The sequence below is a fragment of the Macrococcus sp. CoH-51_TC_04 genome, assembly GCF_058188655.1.
Map to the genome: position 1 here is coordinate 49160 of NZ_JBVGOY010000002.1, position 14320 is coordinate 63479.

14 protein-coding genes, 1 pseudogene, 1 riboswitch and 1 other annotated feature are annotated in these 14320 nt (G+C 38.0%); all 15 genes and pseudogenes read right to left on the minus strand.

The window, feature by feature from the left end; all coding sequences use genetic code 11:
* Positions 1 to 278: 278 nt before the first annotated feature.
* The 15 genes and pseudogenes from ACZ2V4_RS03175 to thrS all read right to left on the minus strand — a co-directional run bounded on the left by ACZ2V4_RS03175 (position 279) and on the right by thrS (position 14080).
* Positions 279 to 1343: a M42 family metallopeptidase gene (locus ACZ2V4_RS03175; protein ID WP_219492446.1), complete on the minus strand. Its 1065-nt coding sequence runs from the start codon at positions 1341 to 1343 to the stop codon at positions 279 to 281.
* 78 nt (positions 1344 to 1421) lie between these two features.
* A pseudogene (locus ACZ2V4_RS03180) lies at positions 1422 to 1529 on the minus strand (DUF819 family protein); the annotation flags it as partial.
* Positions 1504 to 1677, minus strand: coding sequence for a hypothetical protein (locus ACZ2V4_RS03185; RefSeq protein WP_219492448.1), 174 nt, complete (start codon positions 1675 to 1677; stop codon positions 1504 to 1506). The pseudogene ACZ2V4_RS03180 and the gene ACZ2V4_RS03185, both read right to left, overlap by 26 nt.
* A gap of 74 nt (positions 1678 to 1751) precedes the next feature.
* Positions 1752 to 2384: an MOSC domain-containing protein gene (locus ACZ2V4_RS03190; protein WP_420496077.1), complete on the minus strand. Its 633-nt coding sequence runs from the start codon at positions 2382 to 2384 to the stop codon at positions 1752 to 1754.
* A gap of 226 nt (positions 2385 to 2610) precedes the next feature.
* On the minus strand, positions 2611 to 3969 hold the full coding sequence (locus tag ACZ2V4_RS03195; RefSeq protein WP_420496078.1) for a hypothetical protein: 1359 nt from the start codon (positions 3967 to 3969) through the stop codon (positions 2611 to 2613).
* Between the two features lie 34 nt (positions 3970 to 4003).
* A complete protein-coding gene (cobA, locus tag ACZ2V4_RS03200) occupies positions 4004 to 5008 on the minus strand; it encodes a uroporphyrinogen-III C-methyltransferase (RefSeq protein ID WP_420496079.1) in 1005 nt (334 codons plus the stop codon).
* The gene (locus tag ACZ2V4_RS03205) at positions 4999 to 5310 is read right to left on the minus strand and encodes a nitrite reductase (NAD(P)H) small subunit (RefSeq protein ID WP_420496080.1); all 312 of its coding nucleotides are present in this window, start codon (positions 5308 to 5310) and stop codon (positions 4999 to 5001) included. The genes cobA and ACZ2V4_RS03205 overlap by 10 nt, the downstream gene beginning before the upstream one ends.
* A gap of 2 nt (positions 5311 to 5312) precedes the next feature.
* Entirely contained in the window at positions 5313 to 7715 is a 2403-nt protein-coding gene (gene nirB, locus ACZ2V4_RS03210) for a nitrite reductase large subunit NirB (protein ID WP_420496081.1), read from the minus strand.
* 27 nt (positions 7716 to 7742) lie between these two features.
* Complete coding sequence (locus ACZ2V4_RS03215) at positions 7743 to 8168, minus strand: precorrin-2 dehydrogenase/sirohydrochlorin ferrochelatase family protein (RefSeq protein WP_420493817.1); 426 nt, start codon at positions 8166 to 8168, stop codon at positions 7743 to 7745.
* Positions 8149 to 8880: a sirohydrochlorin chelatase gene (locus ACZ2V4_RS03220; protein WP_420493818.1), complete on the minus strand. Its 732-nt coding sequence runs from the start codon at positions 8878 to 8880 to the stop codon at positions 8149 to 8151. Before ACZ2V4_RS03220 ends, ACZ2V4_RS03215 begins: the two co-directional genes overlap by 20 nt.
* A gap of 166 nt (positions 8881 to 9046) precedes the next feature.
* Complete coding sequence (gene rplT / locus ACZ2V4_RS03225; protein WP_219492472.1) at positions 9047 to 9403, minus strand: 50S ribosomal protein L20; 357 nt, start codon at positions 9401 to 9403, stop codon at positions 9047 to 9049.
* A 27-nt stretch (positions 9404 to 9430) separates the two neighbouring features.
* On the minus strand, positions 9431 to 9631 hold the full coding sequence (rpmI, locus tag ACZ2V4_RS03230) for a 50S ribosomal protein L35 (protein ID WP_012657249.1): 201 nt from the start codon (positions 9629 to 9631) through the stop codon (positions 9431 to 9433).
* 12 nt (positions 9632 to 9643) lie between these two features.
* The gene (gene infC, locus ACZ2V4_RS03235; protein ID WP_219492475.1) at positions 9644 to 10180 is read right to left on the minus strand and encodes a translation initiation factor IF-3; all 537 of its coding nucleotides are present in this window, start codon (positions 10178 to 10180) and stop codon (positions 9644 to 9646) included.
* A gap of 18 nt (positions 10181 to 10198) precedes the next feature.
* Positions 10199 to 10323 (minus strand) — a sequence feature (ribosomal protein L20 leader region).
* A gap of 31 nt (positions 10324 to 10354) precedes the next feature.
* Complete coding sequence (locus tag ACZ2V4_RS03240; RefSeq protein WP_241427518.1) at positions 10355 to 11800, minus strand: amino acid permease; 1446 nt, start codon at positions 11798 to 11800, stop codon at positions 10355 to 10357.
* A gap of 125 nt (positions 11801 to 11925) precedes the next feature.
* A riboswitch (Lysine riboswitch) is annotated at positions 11926 to 12099 on the minus strand.
* A gap of 52 nt (positions 12100 to 12151) precedes the next feature.
* Positions 12152 to 14080: a threonine--tRNA ligase gene (thrS, locus tag ACZ2V4_RS03245; protein WP_283721987.1), complete on the minus strand. Its 1929-nt coding sequence runs from the start codon at positions 14078 to 14080 to the stop codon at positions 12152 to 12154.
* Between the last annotated feature and the right edge of the window lie 240 nt (positions 14081 to 14320).

Here is a 14320-nt window from a genome sequence, read left to right on the forward strand (position 1 = left end):
ACTTTAACATAGTTCGACACATACATCTCGAATTTCACTATCTCAACGCTCTAGGTGGCGTACTTCAAGATAGTTCGACACATACATCTCGAATCTCACTACCTCAACGCTCTAGGTGGCGTACTTTAACATAGTTCGACACATACATCTCGAATTTCACTATCTCAACGCTCTAGGTGGCGTACTTCAAGATAGTTCGTCACCTGCAACATAATTCACAATGCATCAACGCTTTAGGTGGCGTACTTTCCAATAATTCGCCATCTACAAAACCATTCCTAAATCTCCTGCTTAATAATTCGTTCCACCGCTTCATCATCAATACTTTCTACAACTTTCTTAAGTAATTTCACTGCACCATTATAATCTTCACGATGCATCATCGAAACATTACTATGGATATAACGTGTTGGCACAGATATTGTAATCGCTGGTACACCGTTATTACTCACTGCAACGTGCCCTGCGTCTGTATATCCTCCTGTAAGATGATCAATTTGATATTTAATACCATTCTCCTCTGCCACCTGTTCAACATATCGTCTAAAGGATACATGTCCAATATTCCAGGCGTCTGATAACAAAATTACAGGGCCATCTCCCATCTTAGTTTGTCCGGCGTTCTCCATACCCGGTGTCTTTGAACATATACATACATCAATAGCTATTGCCAGGCTCGGACGTATCTTATTTGCTGCAGTGATTGCACCACGAGATAAAGTCTCTTCCTGCGTAACAGCGCCTGCATACAAAGTAACATGATTATCAACTGCTTTAATAACTTCGTATGCTGCAGCACATCCAAAGCGGTTATCAAATGCTTTAGCAAGTAAATAATTAGGATTAGCCATCACTTCAAACTCTGAATACGGGGTGATTGGATCGCCAACACGTACACCTGCATCCAATGTCTCTTCACGATTATCTGTACCGATATCGATAAACATCGCATCTGGATCAACTTTATTACGTTCTGCTTGTGGTAAGACATGCGGTGGTTTACTACCGATGACACCTCGCACTTCCCCTTGTTGCGTTAAAATCGTAACCTTCTGACTTGTCATTACAGTTCCAGACCAGCTGCCTAAATTCGTAAATTTAATAAATCCATCTTCAGTAACTTCTGTTACCATGAAGCCAATTTCATCTAGGTGGCCCAGTAACATTATTGAATGGTTTGAAGCCATCTTTTTAACCCCAAAGATGCCTCCTGTATTATCGTGCACCGTTTCTATACTTTCTTCATCAAATAGTTCCTGCATCAGCTTTGTCATCGGCAGTTCAAATCCAGCCGGTGCATTACAGTCGGTCATTTGTTTAAGTAGTGCTAGTTGCTTGTCCATAAATACATCTCCTATTCCACCGTAAACTTATATTTTATGTTATTATAGGATATTATTACATATATTGTTCCAAAAATATACCATCGCTGGTCCAATTAATTTATGCCATCCTTTAGCAATCGCTAATGCTGCAGCAGTCGTCGGTCCCCTTATATTTGCATTACTTGAAAATAATATTCCCTCCAGCTTTCGGTAATATATCAGTCTTAGATACTGAGCTTCTAAATGATACAGCCATAATAAAGAACTCTGCATCAAAATTTAACACAAGTTCGAGCAACGAGATTTCTTTTCTACTAATATAATCCTCCTGCCCTGCAAAAAGTGGCTTCATTGTTAATCTCATCATTAAACATTATATTTCTTATTTATCAGAATGCTTTATAATATTGATGAACCACTCACATCTCATAAGCGCTTTGCAAACTTTTCTTTATGTTCAGCAGGTAAAGCCTCCACCTTCAATGCTTTATCAATCAATGCTTTATTCTTCTTATCACCGTATACTAATTCATTAAACTCATGTAATGTAAACCCTGTTTCATCTTTTTTCACAAGTTCTAACTGACAATCAGGTGCTACCATACCTTCAGCAAGTACTCTAAAGTAACACCCTGTTGCTCGACTTGCGGCCATCATCTTTACGATATTTGGTACATTGTGTATCTGGGCGATTGTATTACATGGTCCACGTCCTTCAGTCACTTGAATAAGCGCCTCTCCAAGTTTATAAATGTCACCAATGCTAATTGTATCTTTATCTAATCCGACGGTTGTTATATTCTCACCGAACAAACTAAATTCCGTGTCAATCTCTATGTAATCTGACCATAAATCATAATCATTAAGATCATATAAGCAAACCGCTTTATTTATACCGCCATGCCCTTTATAGACATGTTGATCTCCTACAAACCCCATAAAAGTGAGTTGTACTGCATTCACAATAGGATATTTATAATAAGCAGTTTTCTTCTCTTTACCTTTTACATTAATCTTTTCTATACTACCGATACAAATTCTTTTCACTTCATACTGCATGTCCTCACCTCTTCAATTGTGTTATTTCAAGTGTATTATTATCGATTAAATAAGTAAATTAAAAATCAGCTACTCAAATGAGCAGCTGCTGATATAAATTTAATTTCTTTTTACTGAACACGGTATAATTAAAAAGATCAAAGTAATGCGCAAGCTTTAGTTCAATAATAAATCAACATAAAACCGAAACATAATAATATCTTTATGTTTCGGTTTCTATCGTTAACTATCTTTTCTTATTACGTTTCTTATATGACACAACGCGTGACTTCTTCTGCTGACGATATTCCGGCATTTCGATAACTTTATGTCCACCGATACGCCATAACCTTACTTCTGTGTACATCGTCTTTAACAACTTCGTTAAGTTCTCTGTCGGTACTATAGAGATCATCTGTCTTGCACCAAGATCTGCGACAAATTCAAATGCTGTTTCAAAGCTATCTGTCACACGAAATGTCTCTATAATTTCGTTGAACAGTGCTTCTACTTGCTGTGGATAAATATGTTCACCTTTCATATTGTGCTTCAATTCTGTCTTTAAGTCTTCTTTTAATTTATTATTCTCTACATGTGAGTTCTGTACATATTTATAGATTTGCTGAGCGTTCACTGGTGTATAGTATTCCATATTGCTGAACATTACATCTAAATCCATCTGCTGATGTGAATATATTTCATGTTTCACCCAGTTGCCTTTAATATTCGGTACGAGATTTGGAAAGTAGGTCTTTATATCCTGCTTGATGTCATCACTCGTAATATCCTTGCGATATACTTTCTTATACACTTGCTGCATAAAATCCAGACGTACAAATCCGTATAGGTTCATCATTCCACGGTAAAACTTAATCTTCTCGATTTCCGGATTAATTATGCCTGATGCTTTCAATTTTTTAAAATGTTCAAGCACATCTTTCGGTACGAAGAGGATTTCATTAAAATCATGACTGAACGCAAAGATTTCTCTCGTTGCCCCTTTCATATATGTGAAATTGTCATAGCCGAACTGCAATGCATTCTCAATATTCAGTTGCAGCTCAAAGTCCATATACTTCATCATCTTCTGAATCATCGTGAAGTCTTTAAAGAATGCCTGATGAATCATGTTAATATTTGAATTTTTATCTGATTTTTCTTCTAACTGATAAAAGCGTACAATCCCGATGATATCTTCATCACTTAATGTTTGTAAATGTGTCTTCAAATCTTTGTTCGACCAGTTATCAATCATCGTATGAATGTTTGTTTCAATTTCAAGCTGTGATTGATATTGTTCGAGATTGGCTTTTAGCACATCGCTTTCATATGCAGTTTCTTCATCAGTCGGTGCTTCAATCCATTCATGTTCACTATTTAGGTGTAGTTCATTATAATAGTTGATCAGTTCATTTGGAATTTCAAAGATTTTACCGCTACTTGCTTCAATCAGTCCTGCTTCAACTAAGTTAGGTAATACATATTCCGTCTGTATACTATCTTTATTGATACGGTTGCCGTTTGCGGCGAGCAATGTTAAATAGAGGTGCTCTGTTTCATTTAAATTTGGAATCACTTGGTGAATTATTGATTTAGTAATTGTCATATATTGCTCCTATCTATAAAAAGGCTGAACTGCTTCAGCCTTTAATATTAATGATATTGCGATTAAATTGTATGCCATACGTTTCTTCAAATAATTGTAGCGCTTGAATACTGAATGCAAATACTTGCGTAAAAGTTCTTTCGCTTAATACATCAACATGTACGTTTCTGTACTTTTCCTGTACTAATGCGTCATTCATCTGGTCGATTGCGTAATAAAATCCACCTTGCTCAAATCGTTCGATAAGTTCATGCTTATTGATTTCATCTGTACTTATATAGAGATGGGCTTCATTAAATTCAGGTAGGGATTCAAACCATGATGCCCCTTTTCTGCAGTTCACAACGTCACCAATAATAATCATTGCCGGATGTGTAACCTCTTCTTCCTGAACTTTCTGGATAATATTTGTTAAATCTCCTGTAACCGTCTTCTGGAAGCCATAACTTGCATGTCCAATTACTGCTATTTTTAGATGAGCTTCATTTTTAGATAATACTTCTACGATTTCAGGTAATGCTTTCATCCCCATATACAGTGCAAGTGTTCCACCTTTCGCGAGTGCTTCAAAATCAATTTCTCTGACGCTGTCTTTTTGCAGATGACCCGTTGAAAACGTAACATGCGGTGAATATGCACGGTCCGTCAGTGGGAAGCCTGAATAGAGCGCTGCAGCCGATGCGCTTGTAATCCCTGGAACAATCTCGTATGGCGTATGGTCGTTCAGACTTTCTACTTCTTCAGTCAGGCGACCGAATATACCTGGGTCCCCACCTTTTAGACGGACAATAGTCTTATACTGCTGCGCACAATGATTAATGATTGTATTGATTTCATCCTGCTTCTTATATTTTACGTCAGGATTCTTACCAACGTATATCAGTTTGCAGTCGCGCTTGCTGAGCTGCAGTAATATTGGATTTACAAGACGATCATATATAATCACATCTGCCTGCTCGATTTTACGTATTGCCTTATAAGTAACAAGGCCAGGGTCACCTGGTCCTGCACCGATAAAGTAAACTTTACCTAGATCCATATGAATAACTCACCGTTATCGACTTCTGTTTTATAAGTCTCAACACATCCGTCTGCTTCATCTGGTGCCTGAATTTGTCCATCGTTTAAATTAATCTTTCGGTCATGCAGCGGACAGAATACGTAATGCTCACTTACCGTACCTTCTGATAAAGGACCATTTTTATGAGGACAGCGATTACCGATCGCTCTAATATCTCCAGATTCTAATAAGAATATACCAATCTCTTCGTCTTTCACAAATACTTTTTTACCAATTTGAGGTTCTAATTCAGATACATTGAATAGTTTAATTTTTTCCATGACTATACGCGCTCCACTTCATACATTTTTCGTTTCTCTTCATCTGATGCAATTGCTTTCCATGGTTCTTCCTGACGTGCTTTATTAGCATCCATCAAACGATCGTATAATTCCTGTTGTTTCGCTTCATCCAGCAGTACTTCTTTCACCTTGTCGAAACCTAAGCGTTCCATCCACGGTGCAGTACGTTCAGCGTAAATTCCTGTTTCACGGTAGTATTGCATCATCGCGCCACATAAACGTACAACTTCATCTTCAGTTGCTACTGTCGTAAGTAACGTTGCAGCTTTAACTTCTGTACCACCATTACCACCAACAAAGATCTGGAAGCCATTCTCGACACCGATAACACCGAAATCTTTCACACCAGATTCTACACAGCTACGTGGGCAGCCTGATACCCCAATCTTAAATTTATGCGGTGTATCAATATATTCAAATGTTGACTCGAGACGAATTGCAAGTTGCGTCGTTAACTGTGTACCGAATCGACAGAATTCTTTACCGACACATGATTTAACAGAACGTAGTTTTTTACCGTATGCAGATGCCGAACGCATACCTAGATCTTCCCATACTTGAGGCAATTCCTCTTTCTTAATACCATATAGACCGATGCGTTGTGCACCAGTGATCTTCACTAATGGCACATCATATTTCTTCGCCACTTCACCTAATTTAATTAACTGATCAGGATTCGTTACTCCACCCTGCATCTGTGGAATAACTGAGAAAGTACCATCATTTTGAATGTTTGCATGGAAACGTTCATTTGCATAGCGCGAGTCTTTTTCATCTTCATGTTCATGTGGCCAGCACATATTTAAGTAGTAGTTGACTGCAGGACGACATTTCGGACATCCACCTAAGTTTTTAAATCCTAATACGTGACGAACTTCTTTAGATGTCTTTAATCCTTTTGCACGAATTTGTGTCACAATCTGATCACGCGAAAGATCAGTACAACCACATATTCCAGCCGGTCCCCCTGCTTCAAATTTATCTCCTAAAGTAAAGCTAAGTAAATCAGCGATTTGACCTTTACATTTACCACATGATCCACCCGCTTTAGTATGCGCTGTAACTTCACCAACCGTCGTCAATCCTTTTTCATGTACAGCTTTAACGATCTGCCCTTTAGATATACCGTTACATCCACAAATTGTTTCATCGTCTGCCATCGTTTCCACACTGATTGCATCAACTTCACCAGCTTTATGCAGTAATGACACTAATGTAAATTCTTCGATTGCTTCTTCTTTTTTCATCATATTGTAGAAGCGGTTACCTTCTTCGGTATCACCGTACAGTACTGCTCCTACAACTTTACCTTCTTCTACATACACTTTTTTATAGACATTATCTAAACCGTTGTACACTTCAATACCGCGTGTCTTTTCACCTTCATAAATCTTACCCGCAGAGAATAAGTCACAACCAGATACTTTAAGTGAAGTAAATGTAGTTGAACCGTGATATCCATCTGTTGGATTGCCAGTAATGTGGTCAGCTAATACTTTCCCTTGTTCGTAAAGTGGCGCTACTAAGCCATAAACTTTTGCGTTATGCTCAACACATTCACCAACTGCGTATATATCTGGGTCACTTGTCTGCATAAAGTCATTAACAATGATACCACGACCGATTTCAAGTTCAGCGGCACGTGCTTGCTTTGTTACGGGACGAATACCAACAGCCATAACAACTAAATCCGTTTCAATTACTGAACCGTCACTTAAACGGATTGCTTCAACGCGTTCTTTACCGATAATTTCCTGTGTATTCCCTTGTAATTTAAATTTCATACCTTGTTTCTCTAAATCTGCTTTCAACATTTCTCCAGCTTTACGGTCTAGCTGCATTTCCATTAACCATTCGCCTAAATGTACAACAGTAACATCCATGCCCTGGTCAAGCAATCCACGCGCACATTCTAATCCAAGCAATCCACCACCGATTACGACAGCTTTTTTGTAATGACGCGCCTGCTCAATGATGTATTCTGTATCTTTAATCGTTCTCCAGCCGATTACACCTTCAAGTTTCACACCATCAATCGGTAACATGAAGGCAGTAGAACCTGTTGCAATGATGAGTTTATCATATGAAACTGTAATTCCCTTTTTCGTTGTTACTCTCTTATTTGTTCTGTCGATTGATTCAGCTTTATCATCATTGATTAATGTGATGCCTTGTTCTTTATACCATTCATAATCATTTAGAATTGTTTCCTGAACATCCATCTTCTTCTGTAAAATATTTGACAGCATAATACGATTATAGTTCGGATATGGTTCTTCACCGATAACTGTAATTTCAAATAGATCTGGATTACGCTCCAAAATTTCTTCGATCGTACGTATTCCTGCCATACCATTACCAATCATCACTAATTTTTGTTTCATATTTTTTCTCCTCTTCAATTCAATGGTTTATTTTAATAACGCTTTAATTTTATGTTTAAGTGCTTTACTTTTCTCTGGACTTACACCTTCGCTTGAAATCATAATACGCATATCCTCATGCTTGAAAGACGCTACATTAAAGAAGTTTGAGTTACTCTTATTTGAGCAATCATTAACAAGCTGATTATCATGTACACATTCCATCACCTGCTTATTGACATCGTCATCATTTGTTGTAATAAACACGATGTCATATTGACTGATGTCCTGCTTTATAAATGGATGTTGGATGCATGCAACATCCATGCGCTCTATTTCAGCATCTATCTCTGGTGCTATGACAGTGATATGTGCCCCTTCACCTTGTAAACCATTTACTTTGCGCTTTGCAATTCTGCCTCCACCAACAATAAGAATCTTTTTCCCTTCTAAATTAAGCATGACCGGATACATGGGTACACTCCTCAAGCGCTTTGAGCTTATTTAATACGCCTTGAGCCATATTAAAATCTAAATCTAATGTTTCAGTAAAAGAAATATCATATCCCGCTTCAATGAATGGCTGACTTAGTCTTTTAATCTTGTGCACGAGATGACCATCGAATAAGAAATACGGCATAATTACAATCTTCTGATGCTTATCCATCGTCTTTAGTTTTTCTTCAAGACTTAAATTACCATATAACATTGCCGGAACTAGCGTCTGGTCTGTCGATTGCTGCATTACTTGTACCATAGCAGTAAGACGCTCATCGGGTTCAGTAAATCTTTTGTTACCATGGGCTGTAATCAAAATTGTTTCGTCGCTAAACTCAGAGAGGATGCGCTCACACACCTGGTACACACCCGGTTCATCACCGAAACAGTCGGCAATGCGATATGTTATGTAAGGAAAGTCCTTCAACACTTCATCAAGCTGTTCTGGAATATCTTCTCTTGCATGCATCGCCGGAAATAAGAGCATCGGCATCACCAATAATTCTGTAACACCAAGTGCTATCATACGACGTGTAACAATGGGTACATTCTCAGCATCTTTTTCCAGAAAAGCTAGCTGTTGTACTCTCTCGGGACGCTTAGAAATAATATGGTCAATAAATGCTCTAAAGCGCTCATTTTTATCCGGCATCTTTGATCCATGTGCAATATATATGATTCCTTTCATAGGTGTCCACCTCTTTATTAGATATATTTTTATTATAGCTTAATTAGTTGTGAATATGTTCACATAAGTAGATGAATAGGGATTTCCCTATATAATTTATTTTGCAAGAAAAAACAAAAAAACCGTTCAATGATGAAATATCATCATTGAACGGTTTTAATTACTATTATTTTAAAGCTGCTTTCGCTTGGTTTACTATCTCAGCAAATGCTTTTTCGTCAGAGATAGCGATCTCTGATAACATTTTACGGTTAACATCAATGCCAGCAACTTTTAATCCGTTCATTAAACGGCTGTAGCTGATATCGTGTTGACGTGCTGCTGCATTGATACGTGCGATCCATAATTTACGGAATTCACGTTTCTTTTGACGACGGTCACGGTATGCATATTGACCTGACTTCATTACTTGTTGTTTTGCTACTTTATATAATGTATGTTTAGAACCAAAGTAACCTTTAGCTAATTTGATCGTTTTTTTACGACGGGCGCGTGTTACTGTTCCACCTTTAACTCGTGGCATTATAATTCCTCCTTAAAATTCCTATTATTATTTTACGTACGTTAACATTTGTGCTACGCGTTTTTGGTCACCTTTAGAAACTAAAGATGCTTTACGTAATCCACGTTTTTGTTTTGTTGATTTGTTAGCAAATAAATGTGAAGTGTAAGCTCTTGAACGTTTTAATTTCCCTGAACCAGTTCTTTTAACACGTTTTGCTCCACCACGGTGAGTTTTCATTTTAGGCATGTTTTTATCCTCCTAGTTTTGTTTTTTATCGACGATAGGCGCTAACATTAAGAACATTGAGCGTCCATCCATCTTTGGTTTTTGTTCAACAGTCGCAAGATCTTTACATTCTTCTGCAAATTTCTCTAATACACGCTGACCGAATTCTTTGTGCGTAATGGCACGTCCACGGAAACGAATAGATACTTTGACTTTATCTTCTTTCTCTAAGAACTTACGTGCATTCTTAAGTTTCGTATTAAAGTCATGATCTTCGATTGTAGGACTTAAACGAATTTCTTTAACCGTAACAACTTTCTGCTTTTTGCGTGCTTCTTTATCTTTCTTCTGCTGCTCAAACTTGAACTTACCGTAATCCATAATTTTGGCAACGGGTGGTTTAGCGTTTGGTGCAACAAGAACAACATCAAGATTTACGCGTTCTGCAATTTCGATTGCTTCAAACTTAGTTTTAACACCAAGTTGTTCACCATCATGTCCAATTAAACGTAATTCCTTCGCGCGAATTTTGTCATTGATTTGAGTTTGATCTTTAGCTATGGTTGACACCTCCTATATGATTTACGAAGACAAACAAAAAAGCGAATGCATTATGCACCCGCTAAAAAATAGACATGTCTAACCATGTTATTTAACCCTGTAACTGCTATTGCGTCTTCAGGGCGAGAAGCGGGATGCTTCTACTTGTCCGTTTCGTATTCAACAGACTTAATAATAACAGGGTTATGCATCAATGTCAACATCTATTTTTTCATATTTACTCATATCTGTATCTTGTGATAAATCAACTTTTTCTAATGGGATCTTCTTTGTTTTATATCTCAGTTTATGATAGAAGAAAAATACTAAGAAAATAGGAATTCCCATATATGTAATCATAAAGCCGTTCATGTCAAAGTTTCTATTTATAATCAGGTCCGTATCCTGACCAATAATTACAAAGAGACATAGTATGAATGCAAAGATCGGACCGAATGGGAACCACATTGCTTTATACTTCAATACTGATAAATCTTTGTTCTGCGCATAAAATGCACGACGGAATCTATAATGACTAATAGCGATACCGAGCCAGGCGATAAAGCCAGTTAATCCACTTGCCGCAACGATATATTCATATGCACCACTGGCCACACGTTCAACTAAGAAGATAATCAGCACAACTATGAAGGTCGCTAATAAACTCGGAATCGGAACCCCTTTCTGATTGGTCTCAGAAAATTTACGGGATGCTAATCCGTCTTTACCCATCGCGTATAACATACGTGTTGAAGCATACATACCACTGTTACCCGCTGAGAGAATTGACGTTAAGATAACAGCATTCATAAATGACGCTGCAAACGCAAGTCCAGCATTTTCAAAAACTAATGTAAATGGCGACTTCGCAACACTGTCTCCTCCCATTAAGTTCGGATTTGTGTAAGGAATGATTAAACCAATGACTAGAATAGATAAAACATAGAAAATTAATATTCTCCAGAATACTTGTTTGATTGCTTTTGGAATCGTTTTTTCTGGTTCTTCAGACTCACCTGCAGTAATTCCTACAAGCTCTGTACCTTGGAAACTAAAGCCTGCAACTAAAAATACACCAAGAATCGTTAAGAAGCTTCCGGTTAATCCATGACCTAGAAACGGTGCTTCACCAGTCGTGAAATTTTTGAACCCTAAATACTCTCCTCCGATTATTCCGAAGATTGTCAGTACACCAATCCCTAAAAATAAGATAACTGTTACTACTTTAACAATCGCGAACCAATACTCACTTTCACCATATACGCGCACTGATAATGTGTTCAAAAATAAAATGATGGCTAAAAAGACTAAACTCCATGCCCAGCCTGGTAAGAAGTCCATCGGTGCCCAGTATTTAATTACACTTGCAGCAATACTCACATCCGCCGCTACAGTAATCACCCAGTTAAACCAATAGTTCCAGCCTAATGCAAATCCAAGTGACGGATCAACGAATCGTGTTGCATAAGTTGAAAAACTTCCTGAAATCGGAAGATACGTTGCCATTTCTCCAAGTGATGTCATTAAGAAGAAGACCATAATTCCGATAATTGTAAATGCAAGTAACGCCCCACCGGGTCCAGCATCACGGATAGCTCCTCCACTGGTCATAAATAATCCTGTACCAATACATCCACCGATGGCAATCATAGATATATGACGCTGCTTCAATTTTCTTTGTACTTGATTTGTACTTTCTGACAAAGTAATAACTTCCCTTCTATAAATAAAAATGGATGCACACAATTGTATGCATCCATAAATGATTCTTCTTACCATTTAGTAGCGCATCACAATATGTGTGACAGTCTGTTACTTATTCAGTAACAGCCCAGAATTTAAGCTCATACACTTAGCTTCTTCGGCATCGTTTCCTTTCTACTGGTTTCAATTACGTGTATGACGTATCCATCAGTATACTCTTAAACAATGCGACCTCTACCTCAACGAGGAATATTAAGTTAATGATAAATATACATTACTTATCATAATTTTTCAAGCTTATTTTTTTAGACGAATCTCATCTACAATAGACCAGATGAAATCATCACGATCGATTGTCTTAGATTCTTTCTTACCATATTGACGAACGTTCACTTCATTATGCTCAATTTCTTTATCTCCTACAACAATCTGATAAGGAACTTTATGCATCTGAGCTTCACGAATCTTGTATCCCATCTTTTCTTCGCGGTCATCGATATGACAACGGACACCTTGTGATTTCAGTTCATCATAGAGTTTACGCGCGTAGTCATAATGTACCTCATTTGAAACTGGGATAATCTCAAGCTGATTAGGCGCTAACCATAATGGATAGGCTCCTTTATACTCCTCAGTTAAGAAAGCAACGAAGCGCTCCATCGTAGAGATCACACCACGGTGGATTACTACTGGACGATGTTTCTCACCATCACTACCGATATATTCCAGATCAAATCGTTCTGGTAATAAGAAATCCAGCTGTACAGTTGAGAGTGTCTCCTCTTTACCTAAAGCTGTTTTAACCTGTACATCTAATTTAGGACCATAGAATGCGGCTTCTCCTGGCGCCTCCTCATAATCCAGTCCCATTTCATCTACCGCTTCTTTAAGCATCAATTGTGCACGTTCCCACATTTCATCATCCTGGAAGTACTTTTCAGTATCTTCTGGATCACGATAACTTAGACGGAACTTATAGTCTTGGAACTTAAAGTCTTTATACACATCGATAACAAGCTGAACGACGCGAATAAATTCTTCTTTAATCTGGTCAGGACGAACGAATATATGCGCATCATTCAATGTCATACCACGCACACGCTGTAACCCGCTTACCGCTCCACTCGCTTCATAGCGATGCATCATACCAAGTTCTGCGATACGTATTGGTAATTCACGATATGAATGTGGTTTATTCTTGTATACCATCATATGGTGTGGACAGTTCATCGGGCGTAGTACAAGCGCTTCGTTGTCCATTTCCATCGGAGGGAACATATCTTCTTGATAATGATCCCAGTGACCACTCGTCTTATACAGATCAACCGATCCCATAATCGGTGTGTATACATGATCATAACCAAGTGCAACTTCTTTATCCACGATATAACGCTCTAATTCACGTCGAATTGTTGCACCATTTGGTAACCATAACGGTAAACCTGCACCTACAAGCTGATTTGTTGTAAAGAGCTCCAGCTCCTTACCGATTTTACGATGATCACGTTCTTTGCGTTCTTCAAGAATCTTCAGATGTGCTTTCAGCGCTTTTTTATCGAAGAATGCAGTACCATAAATACGCTGCAGCATCTTGTTATCTGCATCACCTCTCCAATACGCACCAGCAGTTGATAATAGCTTGAATTCTTTTATCTTAGCAGTTGAAGGCACATGCACACCTCGACAAAGATCTGTAAACTCTCCTTGCGAATAGATAGTGACATTCTCATCTTCAGGGATTGCATCGATTAGTTCCTGTTTGTATGGATCATCAGCGAAAATCTTCTTCGCTTCTTCACGACTGACAACACGTCTCTCAATCTTGATATTCTCTCCGACAATTTGTCGCATCGTCTTTTCAATTTCAGGTAGGTCTTCACTAGAGATCTTATGCTCTGTATCGATATCATAGTAGAAACCTTCTTCAATAACAGGACCTACACCGAAATGCACATTACCATACATACGCTTTAGCGCTTGAGCCATTAAATGGGCAGTTGAATGACGTAATACTTCAATACCTTCAGGAGACTCAGGCGTGATGATTTCGATGTCTCCATCTGTTTCAAGTGCTGTTGATAAATCAACCATTTGTCCATTAAATTTTCCTGCTAAAGCTTTCTTCTTTAAACCAGGACTGATTGAACCTGCAATATCTTCAGTTGTAACGCCAGCCTCAAAACTTTTTACATTACCATCTGGAAATTTAATATTAATTTCACTCATTCAAAACGCCTCACTTTTTTATTTTATTTTAAACAACAAAAAGACCCCATCCCAAAAGGGACGAAGTCTATTCGCGGTACCACCCTAATTACTGATTGCTCAGCAACTCTACATAAGATAACGGTCTTGAGCCGGATAGCGATTAACTATCATGAACATAAGGGAGTAACAAATGATCTTAAATGCTGATTCTCACCACCATCAGCTCTCTATAAATTAAGGAATCATCGTCTTATCCTT